The following is a 24,513-nucleotide window of genomic DNA, read 5'->3' as shown; positions in this document are numbered from 1 at the left end:
CATGACCTGTACTCCGATCCTGACTCCGGGCGATTGTGCCTCGCACGCACCGACGCCTGTGGAAACCCCGTCCACGACGGTCGAGCAGCCGGGTATCGAGATCGATCCGACCATGCCGCCGATCGGGTTGAAGTCCGATCCGTTGGGCTGGTTGCCGGATTTCTCGTCGTGGTCGTGGGACAGCGTTGGCGAGGGTTCGTTGTTGGCCGCCGCGGTTGTGGTGACGGTCGCGTTCGGCACCGCCGCGATGCTGGTTCCGGCGACGCTGTTGGGTTGGAAGCCCGCGAGGTTGCGGAACTGGTTGTTCGCGTCGGTGCTGGTGATGCCGGGTGCGTCGGCGCTGTGGGCGTGGGATGCCCTGGTTCCGGTGCACGATTTCACCCAGGCTGCGACCGAGTTCTTGGCCGGGGACTATGTGGGTGGGCTGATCGGTATGGGACCGGCGCTGATTCCGGTGGCGTGGTTGACCGCGGCGATCCTGCACACGCGTCGGCGTGTGCAGTTGGCGACGGTCGGTCTCGGCTCGCCGGTGCGCACCGAGCGTGCCCTGTACATGCAGGCCCAGCGTGAGCAGCGGGCCGCGGCTCGCCTGTCGCAGCGGCACATCCCGCTGACCACGGGCGGTTCGGCGCCGGATCTGGTGATCGGACGCCTGGCGGTCGAGCACGATCAGGCCCCGACCCGGTCGGTGGTGCGTCAGTTGGCCGGCCGCACCGAGACTCGGCTGGTTCTGCCGTGGATCAATGTCGCCGAGCACGAGACCACGGTCGCGGGTTCGGGGTCGGGCAAGACCACGTTGGAGCAGCGGGTGCTCGTGTCGTGGATGGCCGCGACGTGGGAGCGCCATCGCAAGTGGTGGCGCAAGGAGCGGCCGGGTCGGCCGCTGGTGATGGTCGTGGACTGCAACGGCGGACCGGACTCGCGCAAGGTCGCCGCGAAGATGCGGACCTGGTTCGAGGCGTTGGGGGTGCGTCCGGAGCGCATCGGTGTCTTCCCTGACGATGTGTCGCTGAGCATGTGGGATGCCTCGGTGGATGATCTGCGGTCGATCCTGACCGCGATGGTTTCGGGTGGGAACACGCCGACGACCGATACCGAGAAGTACTTCCACGAGATCCGCGAAACCCTGATCCATCTGGTCGTGGACGCCCCCGCCCGTGTGGAACTGATCGACGGGATCCCCACGCCGATCGGCGCGAACCCGCCGCGGTCGTGGATCGAGTTCCTGTCGCGGTTCGAGCCGAAGAAGTTGGCGCGGATGTGGGGCGGGGAGTTCGGGCAGGACCCGTGGCTGGGTGTGCCCGGTGCGGACCTCGAGATCCGCTCGACGGTCGAGGGCAAACAGCCGGTGCTGTCCTCGGCGCTGGCGGAGTTCGCGAACCTGTATCGGGCGCTCGGACCGTCGTTCGACGGAACCAAGCAGCTGACCGACTTCGACGTGCTGTACATCATCTTGGAGGGCGTCAAGACCCCGGACCGCGCCCGGTCGCAGTTCGGGGCGTTGGGCTGCATGTTCGAGCAGTTGGCCGACCGCCCGCACGGCCGGACCGCGATTCTCGCGGTGGACGAGTTCTCGGCGGTCGCCGACGGCAAGACCCGCGCGGTGAAGTGGGTCGAGCGGCTGCGTAAGGCCGGGATCGGGACGTGGTGGATCGCGCAGTCCTGGGAGGGTCTGGGCTACGACGACGACAACCGCACCGCGCTGGTCTCGGCCGGCTCCGGCGGGTCTCTGTTGATGCGTTCGGCAAATCCGCAGCAGATCGCGGAGATCTACGGCACCCGCCCGAAATTCGAGCTGTCGCGGAAGTTGATCGGCGGGAACCGGGACGGGGACGAGGGCAACGTCCAGGTGAGCGACCAGTTCCTGATCCCGCCGAACCGGCTGCGCGCCATGGCCAAAGGCGACGTGGTCCAGGTCTCCGGCGGGCGTGCCCGCTGGGGCCGGGTGTCCCCGTTGACCGAGGAGGAACTGGCCCGGGTCCGTCCGCTGCCCGGGATCGGCAACGTCATCGAGGTCGACACCGCCGAGCCGCTGGCCCCGGTGATCGCTTTTCCTCCGCGTCGTCGTCACGCCTGAATCGCACACTATCGCAAGGAGTTTCAGTTATGGCTATGCCGAATCCGGTCGATCCGGAAGACCACGGCGAGGAGCTGGGCGGTACCCCGTCCACCGCCCGCGAGAAGGAGATCCTGGCCGCGTTCGCGGTCGAGTTGGCCGATTCCCCGGTCGCGGAACTGGCGAAACAGTTCGTCGTACCGGTCGTCCAGGACGGCGGCGCCCTGGAGACCGCGGTCGCGCCGACCCTGGCGCGTCTGGCCCGGATCCGCGCCGCCGCGAGGCTGTGGGGACCGGCTCTCGCGGCGACTCTCGGCGCTGGAACCGCGGTCGCGGTCCTGCCACTGCCGGGTCCACTGGCGCTATACGTCCTGGCCCTGGCGGCGTTTGCGTGGTGGCACTGCGCCGGACGCCCCGGACCGGTCGAAACCGTCCGCGTGCTGGCCTACCTCGCCGGTGACGGCGCGAGTTGGGTCCGCCACCACGTCGAGGCCCTGGCCGCACGCCGCGCCCGCTACGAGATCCGCCGCACCAACCAGGTCCACCGCCTCACCGTTTCCGACTCGGCCGACCCGGCCGAGAAAACCGAGAAGGAGAAGTGATCATGTCCGATCCCAGTGTCGAAGACGAGATGCGCAACGAGATGCGGCAATTCAGTGCCGCGATGCGCGCCGCGATGGCCCAGCACGCCCAAGCCGCGAACTGGCTGGACCGGCGTAAGGCCCGCAAGGAGATCTCGCGGTTGATCCGCGCCGAGCAGCGCGAGCAGGACATGTTGCGCCGCCACCAGCTGGCCTACACGAACCAGGCCGTCGACCGGTACCGGGTCTACGCGAATACCGTTGCCCAGCGTGCGAACGACCCGCGTGTGGACCACACGCGCCGCGCCGCGGACGCGGCCGGGCTCAGAGAGCAGCGCGACCGCCTGGCCGCGACGTTCGTCACCAACGGCCATCTGACCCCGGTCGAGCGCGGTATCGCCCTGGACGGGTTGGACGCGGCGACGGTGTTCCCGGAGTTCGAGACCGGGAACCTGTTCGCCGGCGCCTCGCGGGTGAAGGGTACCGAGGCCCTGCGCTACCGGGCGCTGGTCGCCCGGGAGGTCGCCGCGGTGCGGGAGCGGTCGGGTCTCGGTGCCGAACAGCGGCGCGCCGCCGCGCCGCGGCGGGTCGAGCAGACTCCGCGTGAGCAGGTCGAGGACGCGTTGTGGGCCAAGGCCCGTGCCCAACGCGACGAGCAGGCCCGCTTGGACCGGATCGAGGCGTCGGCGCCGGAACCGAACCGGTACCGGGCCACGGTCGCATCGACCGACCGGACCGGTGTCACCTCGTCCAAGTCCGAATCGTTCGGCACCGAGTACGCGGCCACGCGGTGGATGCGCAGCGATCCGGAGCAGATGCTGAGCCTCGGTGACCGCGTGCACGTGCAGACCTGGGACAGCCACGACGCCACCGCGCCGCTGTATTCGCACTCGGGACGCCAGCGCGCGGTGATGGCCTCGCTGACCGGACGCGAGCAGGCACTCGCCCGGGAAACCCTGCGCCAGGACGCCGAGCGCCCGCCGCGGGAACCCGACACCGCCAGGATGCAGATCGAGGTGGACCGAGACGCACGACCTGCCGCGCAGGTCGCCGCGGAACGGGATTCGCTGAAGAAACGCCTGGATCTGTCGATCGAGCACAACGGCGAGTTGACCGACCGCAACGCGGATCTGACCCGCCGGTTGACCGCGACGACCGCGCAGCGCGATCAGCAGGCCGCGCAGCTGCGCGACGCGCGGGCCGAGCGGGACCGGCTGCGCGCCGAGCGTGACGAGGCGGTGCGGAAGCTGGCCGAACGGACCCCGGCCGCGCAGCGCTACGGCAGCCCGGAACGACAGGCCGCCGCCGCGACGGACACGGCGAGGAATTCGAACGAGACGGTTCGAACCCCGCAGCAGCGCGCCGAGAAGCAGCAGGCCGACAGGGACGCCCAGGAGTACGAGGACTACCTGGGCCACGTGGTCGACGGAGAAGCCGAGTCCGAGGTCCGCAGGGATCCGGTACCGGCGTCGAGCACCACCGCCGAACGTCCCGACCACAAGCAGGCCGGGTGGGGGCGCGGTTTCGCCGAGGTCGCCGCGGACTTCCAGTCCGGACGCAACGGCCACAACCACGACCACGACCACGGTCGCGACCGCGACCGCGACCGCGAGTACTGACAACCCGAAAGGAATATGACCGATGACCGAAAACCCCAGGATCAACAGCGATCTGAGGGCCGAACACGACCCGGCTGATCGCGCCGATGCGCACTCGACCCGCACCGGCTACGGCCTCACCGCCGAGGTGGCCGACGCGGTCATGAACCGGATGGACGCCGAGCAGATCCCCGCCACCGACGAGACCCTGCGCGACGCCGCCGCCACGGCGGCCGAGTCCGACACCGAGATTCGGATGCGCGCGGACTACATGCAGGCGCGCGGGCTCGGTGACCGCCTGCTCGAGGAATACGACCCGGGTGACGAAGTGGAGCGGGCGGCGTGGACCCGTCCGTGGAACGGGGCTTTCGACCAGGGGTGGGCCGGGCACTGGTCCTACCTGGAGCAGGCCACCAAACGGTGGCGCACCGACCCGGTCGCCGCCGAGCAGGCCCGCCGGGACGCGACCACGTTGTCGCCGATCCAGCAGCGCAGCGAGGACCAGGCCCGCCACATCGCCGAACACGGCATCACCTACGACCCGCAGGGCCGGATCACCTCGCACTACGTCACCCGCGTGAACGACCGTCCCGACCTCGCGGCCCTTCCGCCCGGCCCGCCTCGGCCGGTGACCGAGAAGGCGGCGTGGGGACGGGGTTTCGGCGAGGTCGCCGCGGACTTCCAGTCCGGGGACGGCCATGAGCGGACCCGCGAGCACTGACCGAGAAAGCCCAGGCCGGGCGTGACAGCGCCCGGCCTGGATCGGCCCGAACCCACTGAGAGGAAAGAACGAACCGATGACCGAGAATACCGAGCCCGAACCGTACGAGGTCGAGACCGACGCCGAGATCCGGATGCGCGCGGACTTCATGGAAGCCCGCGCGATCAGTGACCGGATCGCCCGGGATCCGGAGTCCTACGATCCCGCCGACTCCGCCGACATAGGCGATTACTCCAACCCGTGGCTCAGTGGCCCGGACCGGTGGACCTCGGACTGGCTGTATCTGTCCGAGGCGACCGAGCGGTGGCGCGAGGACCCGGAGACCGCCGCGGCGGCGTTGACCGTCCGCGCGTCGGCGTTGTCGCCGATCGAGCTGCGCAGCGAGGAGCAGGCCCGTCACATCGCCGAACACGGTTTCGAGCAGGACAGCAGCGGGATGCTGACCTCGGACTACGCGACCCGCGTGTGGGAACGCGAGGGCGGCTACTACGGCTTGGCGACCAAGCCGGTCACCGAACTCGACGGCTACGACACCGCCCCGACCTGGGGCGACAGCAACGCCGCAGCAGGGTGGGGAGCAACCAACGCGCGTGACGGGATGCAGTGGTGAGCGCCCCGACCAGCGAGGCCACGATGCCCGCACGCGCCGGTTACGACGACGCGGTGGATCGGCTGTTCGAGCCGCTGCGCCGCGCCTGCCTGAGCCCGCGCGTCGCCGCCGCGGTCGAGTCGACCCCGGGCGCCGAGGCGGCGCCGAAGACGCCGACGATCCAGCCCGGCCTGTCGGCGGCGGAGCTGGAGGCGCGGTTGCGCGCCGCGCAATCCCGCATCGCCGTACTGGAGACCCGCCTGTCCGCAGCGGAGCGGGCGTGGGCGGGCGCGGAACGGCGCGCGACGGATCTGGAGGCCCGTAACCACGAGCTTGCCGCTGATCTGGACAACGCGCTGGATCAGCTGTCCGGCCACGCCCTGCACGCCGAACAGGAACGCCTCGTGCACCCGCCCGCCTGGGGCGCGTGGACGAACTCGACCGGCCGAGAGGACTACTCGCGATGAACTCGACACCCACTGTCCAGCCCGTCCAAGGGCCGTCTACCGGGCGGATGGATCTGGCGGAGTTGACCGCGTTGGCGATGACGATCGTGATCGGTCTCGGCGCGTTCGCGTGGTCGTTCGCGGCGCTGACCGAACTGAGCGTGATGGCCGGGATCACGCCGCGTCTAGCGTGGGCGGGACCGATTTTCGTGGACGGCGCGATCGTCCAGTCCGCTGTCGCGCTGGTCTCGCTGCAACGCCGGGCGCGGCAGAACATCGCGATCCCGGTCGGGACGAAGGCGTTCTTCTGGGGTGAACTCTTCACCGCCGAACTGATCTCCGTGATCGGAAACGGCTTGCACGCTGCGGAATCCGGTCAACGCATCCTGCCCGCGACGATCGCGGCGTGCGTTGCCGGCGCGGCACCGCTGTTCGGCCTCGCAGCCACACACGGGCTCACCGCGTTGATCGAGGTTCCTCGAACCCAATCCCGGTCTCAGCCCGGGGACTGGACGCCGGTCCGCACAGAGGCGACACGACTGGACAGCGACTCGACACGACTGGACACCGACCTGCCAGCGCTGGACGCGGAGGCGACAGCGACCGTCGAGGCGGTGGACACCGACCCGATCGCCGAACGCGACGCGCAGATCCGGCGCCGTCACGCAGCCGGGGAATCACTGCGCGCCATCGGCGCGACGGTCGGGCTGTCGCATCAGCGGGTCGCCCAGATCGTGCACGCCGCCACCGTCCAGGACGAGGGCGACGACGACCGCGGGGAGGTGCTGAGCCTGGTTCGCTGACCGATCACCCGACCGCCACCCAGGGGCGGGACTTCCCGCCCCTGCTCTCTACGACACCGACTTCACGCACACCGAATTCCCACGAGGAGAACATCATGACCACCGCACTCACCGACCTGGACCAGATCAACACCGAGTTGATGACCCAGGGCGCCCGCAATCCGTTCGGCCGCGACATCGAGCCCGGCACGATGGTCTCGGGTGAGATCCTCGCCGTCGTCCGCAAGCACCGCCACAACAGCAAGGGACAGCCGCTTTTCTGGGTCAACCGGAAACCGATGGTCGCCACGGCCGGGGACCCGGTCATCGACTCCGCGCTGGTCCTCGAGATCGAGGAGCAGGAACGTGACACCCCCGACGAGGAGGGCCTGCGCCTGATCACCCTCGATCGCGACATCCAGCGCGCCATCAATCGCGGCGTGCGCCAGGCCCGCGCCGGCGGAATCGCGCTCGGCGGCAAACTCGACGGCCTGATGTACGTGGGGCCGGTCGAGGGCGGCGGCTACGGCCGCGTCTACAGCCTCGACGCTTACACCCCGCCCGCCGAGTAGACCCAACCCACAACCGAAGCCCCGGCCGAAATCTCGGCCGGGGCTTCGTCGTGTCTTCAGCCGGTCTCGTCTTCCCCGACTGTTCCCCTGGCCCTTCCTCCGAAGGCGAAACGAGTCCGGATCGCTGGTCGCTCAAGGGTGGCCGAAGGCCATCGGCGTAGCCGACGCGACATCGGAGCGCCCTTGAACGAGCAGCGATCCGGACTCAGACTATCCGGCCGAGGAAGGGCATCCCGCCGTGGATTCGGCGGTAGATCTCGACGTCCCGATCTCGGCAAACGAGGCAGCAAAAGCCCAGCGAAGAACTACGCGGAAACTGTTCCACGCATGGAACAGCTTCAGCCGCACTCAACCACCACCCCAACCCGCCCGTGAGCTGCGGTTAAGAGCGGGATTTCTGCTCACTCCCACCCCCACCCCTGTCCGACATCTCATACCCACTTCGTGTGCACGAGATGTCGGACAGGGGTGGGGGTGGGAGCAATCAGAAATCAAAAAAAGAGTGAGGGTGGGTTGGGGTGGTGGTTGAGTGAAAAAGACATTGGTTGCGTTGGGTGGTTATCGGAAAGTTTGCGGGCGTGGTGCTTTGGGATACGGCGTGGTTGGTGGCGTCATGTTGTGGAGGCTGCGGTCTACTGCACGCGGTTGGCGTAGGTCGTGAGTTGTGGCGCGTGTGCGGTGGGTTCGGGGTTCCGCGACCGGTGGTCGCGCGGGTCTGCGCGCGGGTGTGTCTGTTCCCTCCGGTTGGGCCTGAACGGGGCTATCACACGGTCACCGAACATCAAGGGCGCCTGCGGCGTCGGCAAGCCGATGGCGCAAGCGCCACCCTTGACGCCCGGCAACCGTGTGATCTGACAGCCCCAGGCCAAACCGGAGGGAACAGACACAGTCCCAACCGAACGCGCTCCGAACCCGAACAGCCGCGCGCCCTGGAGGGCGCGTAAAAGCACCGCTCGCCGCGGGGCAGACCGCCCAGAGGGGCCAGGGCACACAGGGATCCGATCAACAGCCCTGGAGCTGTACGCGGCATCGCGTACCGGGGCCGAGTCGAGATGCTGAGGAATTGACGTTGGCGTATACCTATACGGCGTTGATCAGGCCATCAGGCAGTCGCCGCATCCAGGTAAGACGGTATCCAGGGGTAGGGGGTATGGAGCAGTGGGGCTCGACGCAACGGAACGACTCTGGCGTCGATACGAAGAGTCGGTCGCTACCTTGCTGGCGGCCATGGACGGGGACGCGAGCGTCGTTCACGACGTTGCTATCCGCGGCGACCTTAGTGGTGCAAGCCGTCAGATTGATGTGTTGGTGCAGGGGTCGATGGTTGGTCTTGAGATCACTGTGGTGGTTGAGTGCAAACGACACCGCCGTCCGGTAGATATCGGTGTCGTCGACCAGTTCGTTGGAAAGCTGTTGGATGTCGGCGCTGATCGTGGAATCCTGTACGCCTACTCGGGTTTCACGAACTCGGCAGTTGCACGTGCAGTTGGCGCGAGGAATCCGCATGTGATGGCCGTTGCGCTTGAGACGCCTGATGTCGTGAAAGGACCACGGGCTGCGGGCTTTCCCGTTGATTTGCTAGTTCAGGACTGCCCCCCGCAGTGGGTGGAAGAACTAGACGATGTCGCCTTCGTACGCTTTTTAAGGGATGGCGACTGGTCGAAGTTTTGGAGTTGAGCGTTCATCAGAGGGACAGTTGTGACCAATAGATTATGGTGAAATGCTCTCTGACATGCAGGTTCTTCACTGGTAAGCACAGCGCCGAGAGTGTTTGATCTCATAATCCATTGGTCGCGGGTTCGAGCCCCGCCCGCCCCACAAAACTGCTGGTCAGAGGCTTGTGGTGGTGCTCTGAGACGGGCGAAACCGCCCAGGTCGACATTTACTCGTCATTTTCAACTGGAATCTTCTTGTTGGTCGTGCGGCGGCTTCCGCTGGTCAGGAGGTGAATCAGCGGAAGCCGCCGGTTTGCTACGTCGTTGTTCTTCGGTGGTGTTCGGCTGTGTTCAGTCGGTCTGTGCGGTGGGGCTGCGTTCCTCGGGTAGAGCGAAGGCGTCGAACCGGCTCCGTGCGTCCGGCCCGCGGTGAGTGCGTTGGACGTAGTGGCGGCGGGTGACCTCTTCGGTGTTGCCCAGTTGTGCGGCAGCCACACCGATGTCGGATGGGTCTGTCAAGCTAACGGCTCTGTCCCACTTTCGGTGGTAGCGCCAAATCATGTCTCATCCCAATAGAATTCGATGCCTGAGAAGGGGAAACCCTGCGCTCCTGTACATTTGGCGTTTGATCAGCTTCGTTTTGTCGTATTGACGCCTTCGGTGGGGCCATTGCTGTAGGGCAGCGTGAGTCCGGCGACGACGGCGTCGTGGTCTTGGTCGAGCCCGGTGAGGAACGGTTCGAGTTCGACTAGCCCGGCCTCGCGGACCTGTTTGATCCAGGCGTCGATGTCGGCTCCGCGGTGTTCGGTCATCAGCTGCGCGAACTCGCGCACCACCTCGACCAGCGCGGTCATCTCCGGCCAGGCGGCCAGCAGTTCATCGAGATGAGCGCGTCGTCCGGCGGGCAGGTTGTCTCCGGGCGGGTCAGAATCCAGCGGGTCACCCGCCGTGGCGACGGTGTGATCCGGTCGCCGTCGAGTCGTGCCTGGTTGATGTAGCGGTAGAGCAGGTTCTGGCCACCGGTGTAGCCGAGTGCGGTGATCTCGGCGAGCAGCCGCAGCACCGGGACGCCGGGCTCGGCGGCGCGGCGGGCGCGTAGGTGGTCGCGGTAGGGGTCGACCAGGCAGGCCCGGTACTGGGGTGGGCGGCGTAGCCGCTGCGGTTCGGGGACCCGGGAGTAGCGTTTCATCGTGTTCAGCGAAAGTCCCAGTCGTCGTAAGCAATCCAGCAATCCGACCCCTTGGTCGAGGAGGCCGTGGACGGCACGCCAGCGTTCGATGGTGCTTTTCTCCCGGACCAGTGATTGCCGCTTCGGGGCGGCGGCGGCCCAGCAGCTCGAGTGTGCGGCGACCACCTTTTCGGCTGCCTGCGCCAGCCCGTGCCACAAAGTACTGGTGGGCCGTCGGCGAGGTGCCTGCTGAGCAGGTCCTTTTCCCACGGCCCCAGCCCGAACGACGCATGCGACTTTCACCGCACGTCGCTCTCCAGTGACTATTCCGTGAGTGCTGGGACAGATTTCTTGCCGTGGATGGCTGCGTGGCAACTGCCGCAGACCACAAGGGTTTTGCGGTGCCGTGCGGCCATGAGATCTGCCCACGGGGCTGGCTTTTGCGAGGTCGGTGAGCTTGGCGATGTGGTAGACGGCGCGGTTGTAGTGGATCTGGCGTTCGTCGCGGGTCGGGGCCGGTGGTCCGGCTCGGGATGGCGGTGACGTTGTGCTCGCTGCCGTGGCTGGGGGTTCGGGCCGGACGAGGTGACTGGGCGCCGCCACGGTCGCCCTGGTCAGGACGCGAAAACGGCGGGCCGAACGGCCCGCCGTCCTGTGCTAGGCGCTGACTGCGGCTCAGTTGCCGGGGTTGGCGTCGCGGTCGTGGCTGGTGGGGTGGCCGTCCTTGTCGTACCACTGGCCGTTCGCGTCGCGGGTCCAGCCTTCGAATTCGGTGCCGATCAGGCTGTCGACCCCCCAGCGTTCCCCCAGGCCGAGTGAGGGGGACTGTGCAGGTTCGGGCGGGGCATTGCGGCGTTTCTCGTTGAATGCGGCAAATATTTCGTCAGCGCGCGCTAGTTCTTCATCAGAGGGGATCAAGCCTCGCGCTTCCGATTCTTCGCGACTGTAGAAGGTGAAGCGGCCGACTTTTTCCGCGTCTGGTTCCGGCATGGGGTGTCTCCTATGGTTCGATCAGCGTGATAATGGTGCGACCCGTTTGTGGATCGGTCACTTTGCTTTTGCAGTAGAATTCGGTTCCCGTCTTGAACATGACTTCGTCGGGAGTCCCCCCGTAGTCGTGGACTTGTCGCCCGCTCTTGCTCAATATCTGGAATTCGGTGTTCGTGCTGTTGGTCATGAGTTCGTTACCGGCGCGGCTGGAACTATTCATGAACCCGTTCACCGGCCCTGCTTCTCCGGGCTGGAATCGGGCGAGTTCCTCGGGCGTCATCTGAATATGCCGGGTCACCGGGCCTTGGTACGGGGGTAGCTTGTCCAGTGCGACGTTGATTCGGAGGGCTTCGGCCTGCTGATCGGCGGTGAGGTTCCCTTCACGCAGCCCGCGAATCAGGTCCCGGCTGGGGCCGCGGGTCAGCACCCATCGTTCCTCGGTGGACATTTCACCGGCGAACTGTGTCGGTGCCGTTTTCGGTTCCACCTTCGGCGTCGCCTTGGCCTTCAAACCCTTGATGCGTTTCAGTTCTTTGGCATGTTTGGCAAGGGTCTGTTCCGACTTCACCCCTTTGCCGAGTCGGGCGGCCTTGAAAGCATCGATTAGCGCGCGAATCGGGCGTGCGAATCGGGCGGCAATAGCCACGACACGCGCGCTGGCCACGGCGGCGCCGATACCGAAGGTCACCACGCTTGCCGCGATGGCGATTGCCACGGTGATGAGCAGCTCTTTGAGCAGCTCTTCGCCCAGATCCTCGAGGACCTTTTTCATGTTTTCGCGCAGCTCGACCAGGCCGTCGTGGTGGTCTTTCGCGCTGGCGGACAGTTCATAGAACGCGGCGGTGGTGGTCAGGGCGGCGTCACGCAGGGCGCGCAAATCTTCATCGATGTGATCGTATTCGGGGCTAACAATCGCCTCGAACGACCAGGCGACCCGTTCCAACTCCCCCGCCATCTTTGCCACCGGTCCGGCGTCGGCGATCTTGGTCCAGGTGTCGGCGGCGCGCGCGAGTAGATCGACATTCCCGTCCGGGATGGTGATCCCGATGGCTTCGGCCAGTTTCACACCGCCATCGATCAGGCCCTGGCCGGGTCCTCCGGCGCTCGGCAGCGGCACCCGGCACAGGTATGCCACGGGGCCGGGGGTGGCCGGCTTATCCGGCGCCGGGGTATCGGTGCCGACCGTCGCGTTGTATTCGGCAACGGCGTGGTTGTAGCCGATTTCCAACAACACGCACCCGTAGGCGTGCACCGCTTCGGCGAGGTCGTTGGACATGTCCAATAGCTCTTCGGCGCGCATGTCGTAGGTCTTGGCCCATTTCGTGGCCTCGTCGTAGGACCCGGTCATGGCCTGGCATTGGTTGAAGGTCGGCCAGAACGAATCAACGGATGCGAACCAGTCGGCGGCAAGCGAGACGAGCTTGTTACCGGCGTCGTAGTAGACGCTGGTGTCGACATCGAGAACGGTCACGAGCGGCCCAGAGCGCGCAGGTTCTCGGTGACCGCGTCGTTGTAGGCGGTGTGCGCGGTACGGGCCGCGGCCTGCATGGCCTCGATCCCCTCCCGAACCTCTTGCGCCGCAGTAGCCCATTCCCGGTGCGCTTCGGCTTGCTTGTCGGCGGCGTTGCCGTTCCAGCTCTTCTGCATCGCGGCCATGCGTTCATCGATCTCGCGCAGTGATTCCCGTAGGAAATCGTTCAGTCCGCCGATGCGCGTGGTTACGTCGTCCAGGTGGTCGAGATCGACCTGATACCTCATGTGCCACAGTCCTGCTCGGTTACGCGGAATCAGCTACGGGAGATCGAGTGAGGATTGCCGCAGCGCGGTGGTGTTGGTGGTGTCGGTGCTGGTGTATTCGACCGCTGCCACACCGAGCAGTTCAGCCATGGTGTTCAGGGCCTCGAGTACTTGTAGGGCGCCGTCGCGGGTTTCCTCCCACCCCGCCGCATAGGCGTTGGCCGCAGTGCCTTTCCAGCTCGTCATCAGCCCCTGCACGTCCGCGTCGGCCGATCGCACACCGTTGACGAGAGTTTGCGCGGTCCGCTGCACGTACTGTCCGGCATCCGAAACATGGTCGGGCACAATCGCAAATGGTGAGCTGGCGGCGGATGAATCGTCAGCCATGCACACTCTCTCAGTTATCGGTCGTTGTTGGTCTCAGTAGGTTAGACGTGGGCCATGCATGTTCGGTTCCATCAGAGATCTCTCGATCCGAACCATGCATCGGTGGCCGCTTGTGGAACAAGCTAGTCGCCGGATAGGACTACAATGCCGGTGGTCTGAATCTTCAAGGGCGGCCGTGGATATCGGTTCGTCGCCGCGAGTGCGCGGATGAGGTCGGAGACGAGCTTGCGTTGTTCGCGTCCCAAGAGGGCCGCCTCCGGCGGTGCGACGAACGGCTCATCGAGTTCGAGTGCGACGCCAGACCAATGCGCAACATCGCGCACATCGAGTTCGAGGGCCTGCGCTACGGCGCGGATCGGTTCGAGCGATGATGGGTGCTCGGGGTTGTCGATCAACCGGCTGACCGTGGTCGCGTGGATGCCGGCGAGTTCGTTGCGGTTGTTGATATCCGCGCGGCCATGGCTGAGGCCCACGGCTCGGGTATGGCGCGCTTGCGTGGCATGTCCGCAAGGGTAGGCCATATGTCCATGCCAGTAGAAGCGTCGATGCGAAATATTCCGATGCTGTGCAGGTTTATTGTGCATTCAGTGAGCCTTTTTCATCCTCGGCTGGTGTGAATCTCACGCTCTTGTGGGACGTGGATGGCCTTGACCAGCGCCCCGGCCTTGTGCGGGCAGCAGCGCAGTTTGTGCAGTATCTTCCAGCATTTGAGCTGCGCGTTCGCGCGTTCACCAGGCGCCCGCAGTTTCGCGTGGGCGCGGTTCGCCCGCTTCTGTGATTCCGGTTTTCCGCGTCCCTTGTACGGGGTGATCAGGCCCTCGACACCGTGATAGCCCTTGTCCGCCAACACGATCAGCCCGCATGCCTCGAGTTCGCGCATGATCTGCCAGATCCAGGCGGCCTTCGAATCGTGCACGCTGGCGGGCAACGCATCCGACACCCACGCGATGTCTCCGTCCGGTGTGGCGATGACCTGCACGTTCATGCCGTGGTGGCGGTGCTTACCCGAATAATAGGGCCGATCCGCGGCCACCCGGTCGATCGCTATCACGGTGCCATCGAGTACGAGGTAGGCGTGCCCCCGCCGCTTGGCTCGCCGCAGTGCCGAACGCAGTGTCGGCGCGCGGGCGGCCAGCAATTCCACGGTCTCTTCGACATACCGCCACGCGGTCGTCGTCGATACCTCGAATCCCGCGCCGAGATCGCTGAACGTCTCGGCTCTGCGCAGGTAGGCCAGCACGAGCAGGGCTTGGCGGCTCGGGTCGAGCTTGCGCCACACCGAGCCGATCCCGGTGCGGTGCCGGCGGATCAGTCCGGCGACATAGGTGAGGGTCTGACGTGACAACGGCAGCGTGGAACGGTAGAACAGCATCGGAGCCCTTGGTGTACAGCGGTTTTGGTCGACAGCTGATCTACCAGGGGCTCCTTCCTATCCGGCGACGACACGCCGCACCGATCGCGTTGCTGCCCAACGCATCTCACCGAGGATGAAATAGCTTCAGTGTGCCTAGCTGGATGAATTAGCATCGCTTGTTTTCATATGAGTAGACACCTATGGGCGCCATTCTTGCTTCGGCTGCGATGTGGTTGCGCCACACTCATCTTCACTATCGGAAGGGCTCGTCATGTTGACAACATCCTCGACCGCTACGGCTCTCGGTGAACGGCTGCGTCGTCCGCCGCAGCGGCGTACCATCCGGCTCGGACTCCTGCGCCTGACCTACGTCCCCGATGGCTACGTCGCTCTCAAACCCCGCGGCTGGCTGCCGACGGCCACCGACGACGACTGGTCGGCGCACGCCGATCATCTCGACGAGAACGGCAACCTCGTGGCGGGGCTCGGCGGACTGCTCGTCCGCCGCGGGCGGCGCGCGCTGCTCATCGACGCGGGCGCGGGGCCGATCACCCTGCCGGACCATCCCGACAATCACATGACGGGCGAAATGCGTTCGGGCGCACTGCTCGAGGGCCTCGCGGGCATCGACGGACTCGGCCGCATCGAGGCCGTCGCCATCACACATCTGCATTTCGACCATCTCGGCTGGATCCTGCATTCGGCGCCCTCGGATGCCGCCACGCCCTTCGACTCCGCCCGCTACTACATTCGCGAAACCGAATGGGACTGGTGGCGGTCGCTCACTCCGGCCATGATCGATACCTTCCCCGAGTGGGCCAGGGGCGGCCTCATGAACCGGCAGATCCTCGATGTCCTCGCCCCGCGCGTCCGCACCATCACCGAACACAGCCGCCTCTTCCCCGGCGTGCGCGCGATCGCCCTGCCGGGGCATACCACCGGCCACACCGGATTCGTCGTGCGCTCGCTCGGTCGCCGCCTGGTCGTCTTCGGCGACGCCTTCCATTCTCCGGTCCAGATCCGGCATCCCGACTGGATTTCGGCCGCCGACTACGCCCCCGAGGATGCCGTGGCGCATCGGCGCGAGCTCGTCGACGACCTCGCCGACAGCGGTGACCTCGCCTTCGGCCTCCATTTCGCCGACGTCCCCTTCGGGCGCGTGCGCCGCGACGAGAACGGTCACACGTCCTGGGTGCCCTGTGACTGATCGGTAGTCGTCGCGGCACTCCGTGTGCGCCGTGGTCCCGGTTGTGGGCGGCGGCGAAACAGTTGGGCCGATGCCGGGGCGCCCGAAGCGTTCCACGTCGAGTGTTCCCGCGCGGTGCGGAACCGGGCCGGCGTAGTCGGCTAACGCATTTGCGCGAGTGCGGTATCCCGGTGGCCTCGGATGGTTCGAAGGTCGCGGCCCGGCCGGTGGCCGGGCCGCGACGAGGTCAGCCGAGGGGTAGTTGGAGGCGGGAGGGGATGCCGGGCGGGGCGGTGATGGTGATGGTGGTGTCGACGCGGTTGGCGGTGGAGTAGAGCGGGTCGGCACCGTCGAGGACGAGCATGAGGCGGTGGCCGTCGGGCATGTCGTAGGCGGCGGCCTGGAGTTCCCATTCGAAGGTGGTGGGCTCGTCCACCGGGAGGGTGACAGGTTCGTGGGTGATGATGCGGCCCGCGCCGGTGGGGGCGACGTCGAGCAGATAGGCGACCACGGTGGCGGTCGGTTCGGTGCTGGCGATGGTCAGGCGCAGGCGCGGAATGCCGCGGATACGGCGGGCGGTGTCGCCGCTTTCGGGAGCAGACAGCGGCGGGGTGGACCAGATCAGCACCTGGCTGCGGTCGAACTCGGTGGTCGGGTAGATCTTCGGATTGCCGGACCATTCCTGCTGGCCGGTTGTCATGATCTTGTCCATCGCGACGATCGCGGGTTCCTTGCCGACGGTGAAACGGCGCTGCCACCCGGAGACGGTGTCGGCGGTGAGCACGCCGTCGCCGTCGCCCTGTTCCTCGGTGAGGACGAATTCCTCGAATTCGAGGCAGACCTCGGACCAGGTGGCGCGTTCCTCGCGCCGGGCCGGTTCGATGATCGTGTGCTCGCCGGTGACGACATCGGGTTCGGTGACGTAGGTGAACATGATCTGATTGCTCACCTGCGGCCAGGCGTCGACGCCGTTGTCCGTGTCGAGCAGGTGGTGATCGAGCCAGGCGTAGGCTTCTCGCAGTGGAAGATTCGGTTCCGCGCCGGGCAGCGGCGGCGCGATGAGGCCGGGGCCCTCGGGCACGGCGTGGTCGCCGATCCACATGTTCAGGCGTTTGGGGCCGCGCAGTTTCTCGAAGGTCGGGATGACCTGGTTGACGGCGAAAAGTCCCTCGTGCCACGTGTTGGAGAAGAACGTCGGGATCGCGCGGACGTCGGGACCGTCGAGGTAGGTCTCGGGCGCGCGCTCCGTGCCCCACGCGACGACATCGTCCATATCGCGGCCTTCGAAGAACTTCCGCAGGATCTCCTCGGCGTCGGCGTCGAACTTCTCCGCGCGGGTGCCGCCGGTCAGTCCGATGAGGCCCTCGACGGCCGCGAGATGGCGGGTGCCGTTGGCGTAGAGGCTGGTCGCGAGATTTCCCCAGGTGCTGAGGGCGACCACGACGTCGACGCGCGGATCGTGCGCCGCCACCAGCTGACTGATGCCGGACCCGTAGGACTCGCCCATGAAGGCGATACCGCTGGGCGCGACGGCGTCGATGGCGTGGGTGAGCACCCGCGAGCCGTCCTCGCGATCTCGCGGCCCGGCCACGTCGACGGTGCCCTCGGAGGTGCCGAACCAGGGCAGGTTCGTCTCGGGCAGGCGGGTCCAGCCGATACCGCGCGGGGTGTAGGCCAAGACGTGGTAGCCCTTGGCCGCCAGTGTGAGATAGGCGTATTCGAACAGTGGCCAACCGACCGGTGTCCACCCGGCGGGTATGACGATCAGTGGCCGCGGCCGTGCGGTGGTCTGGCGCAGCAGATGCGCCGACAGTCGGTAACCTTCGGCGGTCTCGATGCGCGGGAACGACGGTATCGCGACGTTCAGCGCCCGGCCGACGAGCTCGTCCACGGTATCGGGCACCAAACCCTTGCCGCTGCGGGTTTCCAGCGCCCGCACCAGATTCGTGGCGAAATGCACCGCCTCGGGACGAACCGCTCCCTGCTCGTCCCACATACCGCCGGTCGATATCCGGGCGACCTGCTCGGCGGTGATGCCGATGGTGGAGTCGTATTGTGCCATGAGTATCGCAATCCTTCCCCTGCTGGTATTCGGAGAACTGCATTGCGGACATAGCGTGGCACGGCGTGGGAGCCATTGTCGCGGAATTGATCGCGCGCCGGGAAAACGGACTTCGCGCCCGTAATCATCGGATTATCGCAACTGACCGATTCGATCGCGGCGACAGGTTATGGAAGATGGCGATCCATCGCCGCGGAATTGAAAGTCGCTGCCGCGCTGCGATATCGCCGTCGCCAGGGTCCAGCTACGGCCGCCGGGCGATCGCTGACGTAGGCTGGGCGCGGCGAGGACGGGAGACACAGGTGATCGGTTCGCTGGTGAAGGGGCAGAACGCGGCGCTGGAGGTGGCCGCGGTCGCGGTGTCGGTGGGCGTCGAGGCCGACGCGGATGTGTCGGCCCTGTTGGTCACCGCGGCCGGGAAGGTTCGTTCGGACGCGGATTTCGTCTTCTTCAATCAACCCGCCGCGCCCGGCGTGGAATTGCGCGAGGGCCGGTTGACGGTGTCGTTGGCCGCGGTGCCCGCCGAAATCGCGCAGGTTCGGGTGGTTGTCACCCTCGACGCCGAAGGCGCGACATTCGGGCAGTACCGGCCGCCGGTGGCGACCGTGGCCGATATCGCGGGGAACGCCCTGTACGAGTACACCGTCGACGGACTCGGCGGCGAATCGGTGGTGATCGCGCTGGAACTGTACCGGCGCGGGACCGACTGGAAGGTGCGGGCGGTCGGGCAGGGATACGCGGGCGGATTCGCGGCGCTGGTCACCGATCACGGAGTGAGTGTGGACGACGGTGAACCCGCCGCGACCGAACCGGAACCGCCGGTGCGGACCGTGCCGGGGGAGGCCACGCTGTCGATGGAGAAACGCACCCGGCTCGACCTGCGCAAACGCGAGGTCGCCAAGGTGCTGATCGGCAAGTCGGCGTGGGGGATTCGCGCGCGAGTGCTGCTGGTGATCGACAAGACCGGCAGTATGCAGCGGCTCTACGGCAAGAAGGTCGTGCACCGGGTGGTCGAGCGCGTGATCCCGATCGCCACCCAGCTCGACGACGACGGCACGCTCGAGGCGTACTTGTACGCGCGGTCGTTTCTGAAACTCCCGGATATCGAAGTCGCGCACGGTGAGCAGTGGTCGCGAACCTTCCTGCATCTGTCCGGGACGCACGAGGGGTTCGACTACGACGGCATCGGCGCGCGCAATGACGAGTTGCCCATCATGCGCGACATCATCGACGGCCTCGGAGTGGGCGGCCGACCGACGCTCGTGCTGTTCTTCACCGACGGTGGGTTCGCCAAGAAACGCGAGATAGCCGAATTGATGCGGGAAGCGTCCCGGTTGCCCGCGTTCTGGCAGTTCGTCGGTTTGGGGCGCGCGAATTACGGCGTGCTGCGCACGCTCGACGAGTTGGACGGGCGCGTTGTCGACAATGCCGGATTCTTCGCCCTCGACGATATCGACGTTGTAGACGACGCTGAACTGTATGCCCGCCTGCTCGGTGAGTTCCCGGACTGGCTGCGTGCCGCCCGGGCCGCGGCAATTATCGCCTGATCAGCCGATCACGGCGTTCATGATGGTGCCGGCGCTGGTGGCGACCACGCCGCCGATCATCGCGCCCGCGACCATCTTCGGGGACTCGAGGCCGCCGCCGGACCACTTCTCCCACGCGAACTTGCCACCCGCGTAGATGATTCCGCAGATGCCCGACAACAGCACGAACCATGTCAGGTAACGGACCAATTGGAGGAACTTGTCGGAGATCGGCGGCGCCTCGGGAGACGGGTTGCCGATCTGTGCCAGAACGTCGTATGTGGTGACCAGTATCATTGGCGTGCTGCTCATTCTGACTCGGGCGGGGTATGGGACATCCACCGAGAATGGTATCGGTTTCCGGGGTGTGACGCAGTCACCTGGTTGCGTGAGTCCCGCGCGCTCGGGATGATGGATTCGCGCGGCGGTCGAGGGTCCGGTCGCCGTGGCCGGTGTTTCCGCCCGGCGGCGCCTCGCCCGATGTGGCGGTACCCGAGTTGTTTTCGGCCCTCGCGGGCACAGGAGGATCTGGCGTTGAGTATCGTGCTGACTTCGATCGGCGATTCCGTCGCGACGCTGGCGCAGTTGGGGAATCCGACGCCGGAGGCGCCGCCGCTGTCGGACAAGATCATGCAATTCGTTCGGTACGCGACCTGGTTCGCCATGCTGTCGGGCATCGTGGCCATCATCTACGCGGGCGGCAAGTTCGCCTGGGAGAAGTGGCAGGGGAGCGGGCTCGAATCGCCGAAGATGGTCGCTGGTGCGATGATCGGCGGTGTCGTCGCGACGAGCGCCGGCACCATCATGAACGCCGTGATCGGCGCCTGATCGGCGGGTTCCCGCTCGCGGGCACGACTTCCGCGCGCAACCGTCGATAGGACGGGTTGTCGCCGTACTCTCCGAGTGGTCGAGCCGCGTTCCGTATCGATCGGGACCGCGCGCTCGCGTCCGGGCCGCCGGGCGACGACTTCCGTAACCGATAGCTGATGGCTACCGCCTTGCAGAGGCTGTGCGCCAAAGAAAGTTAACAGGTTTTACTAAACACTGTTCACGAACCTCGGTTCTGTGGTTCCATCTCCTTGGATGCGATCCGACGCGGTGTTCGGCAGACGGACTGGACCGCGCCAGGTGGTCCGCCGCCCAGACCAAGGAGACAGCCGTGACCCTTACCTCGATTCCCGCCGGATTCGACTTCACCGACCCCGACCTGCTCGCCGCCCGCCTGCCTGTTCGCGAATTCGCCGAACTGCGCCGAACCGCCCCCGTGTGGTGGTGCGCGCAGTCCGGCCGCGCGGGCGGATTCGACGACGGCGGCTACTGGGTGATCTCCAAGCTCGCCGACATCAAGGAGATCTCCAAGAACCCCGACGTGTTCTCCTCCCAGCGCAACACCGCCATCATCCGGTTCGACGAGGCAACCACCCGCGACGAGATAGACATGCTCGGCTCCATGCTGCTGCTGAATCTCGACCCGCCGCAGCACACCAAGGTCCGGCGCATCATCTCCAAGGGCTTCACCCCGCGCGCGGTGGAGAATCTGCGGGCCGCGCTCACCGAACGCGCCGCGCGGATCGTGCACGAGGCCAAGCAGGAGGGTCGCGGCGATTTCGTGGAACAGGTCGCCTGCGAATTGCCGCTCCAGGCCATCGCCGAACTCATCGGCGTGCCCCAGGACGATCGCAAGAAACTGTTCGACTGGACCAACCAGATGATCTCCTACGACGATCCCGAATTCGGCGGCGACCATCACGCCGCCACCGCCGAGGTCATGGGATACGCGTGGAATATGGCCGAACAACGGCGCGCGTGCCCGGCCGAGGACATCGTCACCCAGCTCATCAATGCCGATATCAACGGCGAACAGCTCGGCTCGGACGAATTCGCCTTCTTCGTGATCCTGCTGTCGGTGGCGGGCAACGAAACCACCCGCAACTCGATTACCCACGGCATGAAGGCGTTCGTCGACAACCCCGAGCAGTGGGAGTTGTACAAGGAGCAGCGGCCGCGCACCGCGCCCGACGAGATCGTGCGGTGGGCCACCCCGGTCACCGCGTTCCAACGCACGGCCACCGCGGACACCGTGGTCGGCGGCCAGGAGATCGCCGCGGGGCAACGGGTCGGATTGTTCTACAGCTCCGCCAATTTCGACGAGGACGGCTTCGAGGATCCGTACACCTTCGACGTGCTGCGCAACCCGAATCCGCACGTCGGCTTCGGCGGCACCGGAACCCACTATTGCGTCGGCGCGAATCTGGCCAGGTTGCAGATCGATCTGATGTTCAACGCCATCGCCGATGCCATGCCGAATCTGCGGCAGGTCGCCGATCCGGTTCGGCTGCGGTCGGGCTGGCTGAACGGGATCAAGCGCTGGGAGGTCGAATACGCTTGATCGAGAGCGCCCTATCGGGCGACAGGGAGGCGGCGATGTGGACAGGACCGACGGGCAGCCGAAACCAAGGGGCCGCGCTCCGGTCGTCACCGATGTCGACATCCGCCGCGTCGCCCGGGAACTGCTGAGCGAATTCGGTCCCGACGCGCTCACACTGCGCGCGATCGCCCGCGCGCTCGGCATCACCGCGCCCGCGCTGTATCGCTACTACCGGTCGCGCGAGGATCTGCTCGAGCGCCTGCGGCAGGAATTCTGCGCGGATCTGGCCGCGGAACTGACCGCTGAGATCGCGACGCTGCCCGACGACGGCGTGATCCAATTCTTCGCGATCTGCCGCGGGTTCCGACGCTGGGCGCTGGCGCACACCCGGGAATTCACCCTGGTCTTCGCCTCGACCGGCACCGACGGCGCGCCCGTGCCGCGCCGATTCGACGAACCGTTCGGCCGGGTGTTCCTGGCCGCGGCGGGCCGCCTGCTGGCGACCTACGACATCGTGACCCCGCCGACCGATGTCATCCCCGCAGACCTGCGCGAGGACCTGGTGCTGTTCCAGACCGAACTGCTCGCGGCGCTGTCGGAGTCCGGGCAGAAATTCCCGGCCGAGAAACTGGATCTCGGCGTGACCTATCTGATGATCCAGATATGGGCCCGCCTCTACGGGCACGTGACCCTCGAGGTGTTCGGCAACTATCCGATCCCGCTGTCGAATCCTGAGATCCTGTTCGACGCCATGCTGGCCGATCTGGGCCGTACCGCCGGACTGGTCGGCGACTGAATCCGGTGCGCGATCACCTGCGCGTCCTCCTCCTGCGCGCGCACGGGCTCGTCCGGGCGTCCGGGGGCGCGCGGAACGGCCCGCTCAGATGCGCGCCCCCTTGGCGCGATTGCAGGCGCGGCACAGGATCTGGAGGTTGGAACTGCTGGTCGCGCCGCCGCGGCTGAGCGGGATGACGTGGTCGAACTCCAGATAGTGGCCGCTTCCGCATTCGACGCAGCGGCCGCCGTCGCGCTGCCACACCTCGGCCTTCACCTCCTGCGGGATGCTGCGCGAATCCCGCTGGCCCGGGGTGAGGACCAATCGCTTGGCCACTCGCAGCGCGCCCTCGAGCGCGGCGGCCACATAGTCGGGGTCATCGACGGTGAAGGTGGCGCCGCCGCGCGCCGAGGTCGCCGCGATCACCACCGCGCCCTGGTCGACCCGCACGGAAACCACTCGATTCCAAGGCAGTTCGGTTCCCGCGCCCGCGCCGACGAAACGCAGCTTCTTGTTGCTGGCGATGAGACGGCCTCCGGTGAGTCTGGGCCCGCGGGCGAGATGGCGGATATGGGTGGCAGGCAGGTCCAAATGGACGCGCTCCTCCGGGTCCAAATGCAGGTCCGGCGTGCGCAGCAGCGGCAGCGCGCCTTCCCGCAGGCGCGACAGGGTGCGCCCGCGCCGCATGTGCCCGCGTAGCTCCTCGACCAGCGGGCCGTTCAGCCACAATTCCGCGACGGCGCGCTCGAAGGCGTCGTATTCCTCCTGCGCGATCTCCCCGTCGGCGAAGGCGAAGGTCGCCAACCGCTCCACGTGTGCCAGTCCGATATCGCGCAGCGACCGCCGTCCCGCGGCCTCGTCCACGCGCTGATAGCGCAGCGCCGCCCACAGCGCTTCCCAGTCGGGTCCGTGCGGACCGGCGCTCGCCAGTACCCGGGCGGCGCGGCCGTGCCAGTGGGTGAGAAATTCCTCGGCGCGCTCGGCGCAGGTGCGGCATTCTGCCGTGCCGCCGAAGAGTCTGCGGCGCTTGGCGTATCCGCATCGGTCGCATTCGCGGGCGTGCGCGGGTGCGCGACGGTAGGTCTCCGAGGTCCATTCCGAGCCGTCCCACCAGCGCATCCGGGCGGGGTCGTGCGGATCGAGATACCAGTCGGCCCGCTGCGGGTCCGGCGGTGGCGGCGGGAGGGCGGGCAGTTCGGCGCGCCGGGTGAGATCGACCGGTCGGCTCGTCGGGGAGCCCTGCGAGGTCGGCGCGGACTCGGCCGGAATATCCGGCGCGGTGGTCAAATTCGTCAGTACGGCAGCCATTTCGGGACCCGGGGGAGCCAGGCGCGCCAGCGTATGGGAATTCGTCCGTCCGGGCCGAGCGAAGGGATTCGACGCGCGTACGGACCGGTTCGGCGGCTCGTCGACGCGCACACCGAATTCGGTGACCAGACCGGCCAGACCGGAGCTCCACCCCTGTCCGATGGCGCGGAACCGCCACAGACCGTCACGGCGGTAGAACTCGCCGAACATCATGGCGTCGACCGGATCACAGTCACCGAGGTCGAATCCGGCGACCGGACCGCTCGCGTCGTGCACGGTCACCGTGAGATCGGCGACATCGCCGAAGGTGCCCTCGTCCAGCGATCCGCTCACCACGATCCGCCGCACCTCCGATTCGGTGCGCGGCAGCGACACGCTCAGCCGCGCGGTGCCGGGCTGTGGCTCCTGATCCAGCGTCACCGCCTGGGATATGTGTCGGGGTGCGTTGAAGAAGACCAGATCGCGGTCAGAGCGCACCCGGCCCGACTCGGTCAGCAACAGCGCGTGCGCATCGACGGCGTGGTCGGATCGCCATGAAACAACCACGGCTAGAAGCGATGTCGGTACCGCTGTATTGGCGCCCTTGCTCATTCTCATCGTGCTCGAATAGTGCCACGCCCCTCCGACACGCCGAGCGGCCCGGCCGACCGGC

At 66.8% G+C, this 24,513-nt stretch carries 24 protein-coding genes and 2 pseudogenes; 14 read left to right on the top strand and 12 right to left on the bottom strand.

Features of this window, described 5'->3' with window-relative positions:
- Position 1 precedes the first annotated feature (1 nt).
- From APZ21_RS12160 to APZ21_RS12120, 9 genes are all read left to right on the top strand, one after another.
- Complete coding sequence (locus APZ21_RS12160) at positions 2-2,077, top strand: type IV secretory system conjugative DNA transfer family protein (protein WP_156371025.1); 2,076 nt, start codon at positions 2-4, stop codon at positions 2,075-2,077.
- Positions 2,078-2,106: 29 nt separating this feature from the next.
- Entirely contained in the window at positions 2,107-2,658 is a 552-nt protein-coding gene (locus APZ21_RS12155; RefSeq protein ID WP_156371024.1) for a hypothetical protein, read from the top strand.
- Between the two features lie 2 nt (positions 2,659-2,660).
- Positions 2,661-4,256 (top strand): hypothetical protein, encoded by a 1,596-nt coding sequence (locus APZ21_RS12150; RefSeq protein WP_054813382.1) that lies wholly within the window; start codon positions 2,661-2,663, stop codon positions 4,254-4,256.
- Positions 4,257-4,278: 22 nt separating this feature from the next.
- Positions 4,279-4,956, top strand: coding sequence for a hypothetical protein (locus APZ21_RS12145; protein WP_054813381.1), 678 nt, complete (start codon positions 4,279-4,281; stop codon positions 4,954-4,956).
- Between the two features lie 76 nt (positions 4,957-5,032).
- Positions 5,033-5,566, top strand: a complete 534-nt coding sequence (locus APZ21_RS12140) for a hypothetical protein (protein WP_054813380.1) — start codon at positions 5,033-5,035, stop codon at positions 5,564-5,566.
- Positions 5,563-6,012: a hypothetical protein gene (locus APZ21_RS12135; RefSeq protein WP_156371023.1), complete on the top strand. Its 450-nt coding sequence runs from the start codon at positions 5,563-5,565 to the stop codon at positions 6,010-6,012. The genes APZ21_RS12140 and APZ21_RS12135 overlap by 4 nt, the downstream gene beginning before the upstream one ends.
- Entirely contained in the window at positions 6,009-6,794 is a 786-nt protein-coding gene (locus APZ21_RS12130; protein WP_082393032.1) for a DUF2637 domain-containing protein, read from the top strand. The genes APZ21_RS12135 and APZ21_RS12130 overlap by 4 nt, the downstream gene beginning before the upstream one ends.
- Positions 6,795-6,889: 95 nt before the next feature.
- A complete protein-coding gene (locus APZ21_RS12125; RefSeq protein ID WP_054813377.1) occupies positions 6,890-7,345 on the top strand; it encodes a hypothetical protein in 456 nt (151 codons plus the stop codon).
- Positions 7,346-8,503: 1,158 nt separating this feature from the next.
- Complete coding sequence (locus APZ21_RS12120) at positions 8,504-9,022, top strand: restriction endonuclease (RefSeq protein ID WP_156371022.1); 519 nt, start codon at positions 8,504-8,506, stop codon at positions 9,020-9,022.
- A gap of 329 nt (positions 9,023-9,351) precedes the next feature.
- Here the strand turns inward: APZ21_RS12120 and APZ21_RS33955 are convergent, their stop codons facing one another.
- From APZ21_RS33955 to APZ21_RS12080, 9 genes and pseudogenes are all read right to left on the bottom strand, one after another.
- Positions 9,352-9,519: a hypothetical protein gene (locus tag APZ21_RS33955; RefSeq protein ID WP_156371021.1), complete on the bottom strand. Its 168-nt coding sequence runs from the start codon at positions 9,517-9,519 to the stop codon at positions 9,352-9,354.
- A gap of 45 nt (positions 9,520-9,564) precedes the next feature.
- Positions 9,565-10,387: pseudogene (locus APZ21_RS32925) on the bottom strand (ISL3 family transposase); the annotation flags it as partial.
- A gap of 104 nt (positions 10,388-10,491) precedes the next feature.
- A pseudogene (locus tag APZ21_RS36305) lies at positions 10,492-10,596 on the bottom strand (HNH endonuclease); the annotation flags it as partial.
- 247 nt (positions 10,597-10,843) lie between these two features.
- Positions 10,844-11,158: a hypothetical protein gene (locus APZ21_RS12105; protein ID WP_054813374.1), complete on the bottom strand. Its 315-nt coding sequence runs from the start codon at positions 11,156-11,158 to the stop codon at positions 10,844-10,846.
- A gap of 10 nt (positions 11,159-11,168) precedes the next feature.
- Complete coding sequence (locus APZ21_RS12100) at positions 11,169-12,629, bottom strand: hypothetical protein (RefSeq protein ID WP_054813373.1); 1,461 nt, start codon at positions 12,627-12,629, stop codon at positions 11,169-11,171.
- Entirely contained in the window at positions 12,626-12,916 is a 291-nt protein-coding gene (locus APZ21_RS12095) for a WXG100 family type VII secretion target (RefSeq protein ID WP_054813372.1), read from the bottom strand. The genes APZ21_RS12100 and APZ21_RS12095 overlap by 4 nt, the downstream gene beginning before the upstream one ends.
- A 33-nt stretch (positions 12,917-12,949) precedes the next feature.
- The gene (locus APZ21_RS12090) at positions 12,950-13,282 is read right to left on the bottom strand and encodes a WXG100 family type VII secretion target (protein ID WP_082393031.1); all 333 of its coding nucleotides are present in this window, start codon (positions 13,280-13,282) and stop codon (positions 12,950-12,952) included.
- A 122-nt stretch (positions 13,283-13,404) separates the two neighbouring features.
- A complete protein-coding gene (locus APZ21_RS12085; RefSeq protein ID WP_156371019.1) occupies positions 13,405-13,866 on the bottom strand; it encodes a hypothetical protein in 462 nt (153 codons plus the stop codon).
- 14 nt (positions 13,867-13,880) lie between these two features.
- Positions 13,881-14,654 (bottom strand): IS5/IS1182 family transposase, encoded by a 774-nt coding sequence (locus APZ21_RS12080; protein ID WP_054813369.1) that lies wholly within the window; start codon positions 14,652-14,654, stop codon positions 13,881-13,883.
- A 253-nt stretch (positions 14,655-14,907) separates the two neighbouring features.
- Between APZ21_RS12080 and APZ21_RS12075 the strand changes: the two genes are divergently transcribed.
- Complete coding sequence (locus APZ21_RS12075; RefSeq protein ID WP_174553644.1) at positions 14,908-15,843, top strand: MBL fold metallo-hydrolase; 936 nt, start codon at positions 14,908-14,910, stop codon at positions 15,841-15,843.
- Positions 15,844-16,069: 226 nt separating this feature from the next.
- Here the strand turns inward: APZ21_RS12075 and APZ21_RS12070 are convergent, their stop codons facing one another.
- A complete protein-coding gene (locus APZ21_RS12070; RefSeq protein ID WP_054813368.1) occupies positions 16,070-17,884 on the bottom strand; it encodes a CocE/NonD family hydrolase C-terminal non-catalytic domain-containing protein in 1,815 nt (604 codons plus the stop codon).
- A gap of 302 nt (positions 17,885-18,186) precedes the next feature.
- On the opposite strand from APZ21_RS12070, the gene APZ21_RS12065 reads away from it, so the two are divergent.
- Positions 18,187-19,431 carry a vWA domain-containing protein gene (locus tag APZ21_RS12065; RefSeq protein ID WP_054813367.1) on the top strand — a complete coding sequence of 415 codons (1,245 nt, stop codon included), beginning with the start codon at positions 18,187-18,189 and terminating at the stop codon, positions 19,429-19,431.
- On the opposite strand, the gene APZ21_RS12060 is transcribed toward APZ21_RS12065, so the two are convergent.
- Entirely contained in the window at positions 19,432-19,722 is a 291-nt protein-coding gene (locus APZ21_RS12060) for a hypothetical protein (RefSeq protein WP_054813366.1), read from the bottom strand.
- Positions 19,723-19,944: 222 nt separating this feature from the next.
- Between APZ21_RS12060 and APZ21_RS12055 the strand changes: the two genes are divergently transcribed.
- From APZ21_RS12055 to APZ21_RS12045, 3 genes are all read left to right on the top strand, one after another.
- On the top strand, positions 19,945-20,238 hold the full coding sequence (locus APZ21_RS12055) for a hypothetical protein (RefSeq protein WP_054813365.1): 294 nt from the start codon (positions 19,945-19,947) through the stop codon (positions 20,236-20,238).
- A gap of 331 nt (positions 20,239-20,569) precedes the next feature.
- A complete protein-coding gene (locus APZ21_RS12050; protein ID WP_054813364.1) occupies positions 20,570-21,799 on the top strand; it encodes a cytochrome P450 in 1,230 nt (409 codons plus the stop codon).
- A 37-nt stretch (positions 21,800-21,836) separates the two neighbouring features.
- On the top strand, positions 21,837-22,574 hold the full coding sequence (locus APZ21_RS12045; protein WP_054813363.1) for a TetR/AcrR family transcriptional regulator: 738 nt from the start codon (positions 21,837-21,839) through the stop codon (positions 22,572-22,574).
- A gap of 84 nt (positions 22,575-22,658) precedes the next feature.
- Here APZ21_RS12045 and APZ21_RS12040 read toward each other — a convergent pair whose 3' ends face one another.
- Complete coding sequence (locus tag APZ21_RS12040; protein WP_275426200.1) at positions 22,659-24,452, bottom strand: TerD family protein; 1,794 nt, start codon at positions 24,450-24,452, stop codon at positions 22,659-22,661.
- Positions 24,453-24,513: the final 61 nt, after the last annotated feature.

Source organism: Nocardia arizonensis, assembly GCF_001310275.1.
GTDB lineage: Bacteria > Actinomycetota > Actinomycetes > Mycobacteriales > Mycobacteriaceae > Nocardia > Nocardia arizonensis.
The sequence above is the reverse complement of the archived record's forward strand: the minus strand, read 5'-3'. Positions and strand labels throughout refer to the sequence as shown.

What these genes read in the sequence shown, in the direction of transcription:
- APZ21_RS12125 (WP_054813377.1), top strand. Translation starts at nt 6,890, where the DNA reads ATGACCACCGCACTCACCGACCTGGACCAGATCAACACCGAGTTGATG.
- APZ21_RS12095 (WP_054813372.1), bottom strand. Translation starts at nt 12,916, where the DNA reads ATGAGGTATCAGGTCGATCTCGACCACCTGGACGACGTAACCACGCGC.
- APZ21_RS12075 (WP_174553644.1), top strand. Translation starts at nt 14,908, where the DNA reads ATGTTGACAACATCCTCGACCGCTACGGCTCTCGGTGAACGGCTGCGT.
- APZ21_RS12140 (WP_054813380.1), top strand. Translation starts at nt 5,033, where the DNA reads ATGACCGAGAATACCGAGCCCGAACCGTACGAGGTCGAGACCGACGCC.
- APZ21_RS12090 (WP_082393031.1), bottom strand. Translation starts at nt 13,282, where the DNA reads ATGGCTGACGATTCATCCGCCGCCAGCTCACCATTTGCGATTGTGCCC.
- APZ21_RS12105 (WP_054813374.1), bottom strand. Translation starts at nt 11,158, where the DNA reads ATGCCGGAACCAGACGCGGAAAAAGTCGGCCGCTTCACCTTCTACAGT.
- APZ21_RS12040 (WP_275426200.1), bottom strand. Translation starts at nt 24,452, where the DNA reads ATGAGCAAGGGCGCCAATACAGCGGTACCGACATCGCTTCTAGCCGTG.
- APZ21_RS12130 (WP_082393032.1), top strand. Translation starts at nt 6,009, where the DNA reads ATGAACTCGACACCCACTGTCCAGCCCGTCCAAGGGCCGTCTACCGGG.
- APZ21_RS12060 (WP_054813366.1), bottom strand. Translation starts at nt 19,722, where the DNA reads ATGAGCAGCACGCCAATGATACTGGTCACCACATACGACGTTCTGGCA.
- APZ21_RS12150 (WP_054813382.1), top strand. Translation starts at nt 2,661, where the DNA reads ATGTCCGATCCCAGTGTCGAAGACGAGATGCGCAACGAGATGCGGCAA.
- APZ21_RS12080 (WP_054813369.1), bottom strand. Translation starts at nt 14,654, where the DNA reads ATGCTGTTCTACCGTTCCACGCTGCCGTTGTCACGTCAGACCCTCACC.
- APZ21_RS12145 (WP_054813381.1), top strand. Translation starts at nt 4,279, where the DNA reads ATGACCGAAAACCCCAGGATCAACAGCGATCTGAGGGCCGAACACGAC.
- APZ21_RS12085 (WP_156371019.1), bottom strand. Translation starts at nt 13,866, where the DNA reads ATGCACAATAAACCTGCACAGCATCGGAATATTTCGCATCGACGCTTC.
- APZ21_RS12070 (WP_054813368.1), bottom strand. Translation starts at nt 17,884, where the DNA reads ATGGCACAATACGACTCCACCATCGGCATCACCGCCGAGCAGGTCGCC.
- APZ21_RS12160 (WP_156371025.1), top strand. Translation starts at nt 2, where the DNA reads ATGACCTGTACTCCGATCCTGACTCCGGGCGATTGTGCCTCGCACGCA.
- APZ21_RS12155 (WP_156371024.1), top strand. Translation starts at nt 2,107, where the DNA reads ATGGCTATGCCGAATCCGGTCGATCCGGAAGACCACGGCGAGGAGCTG.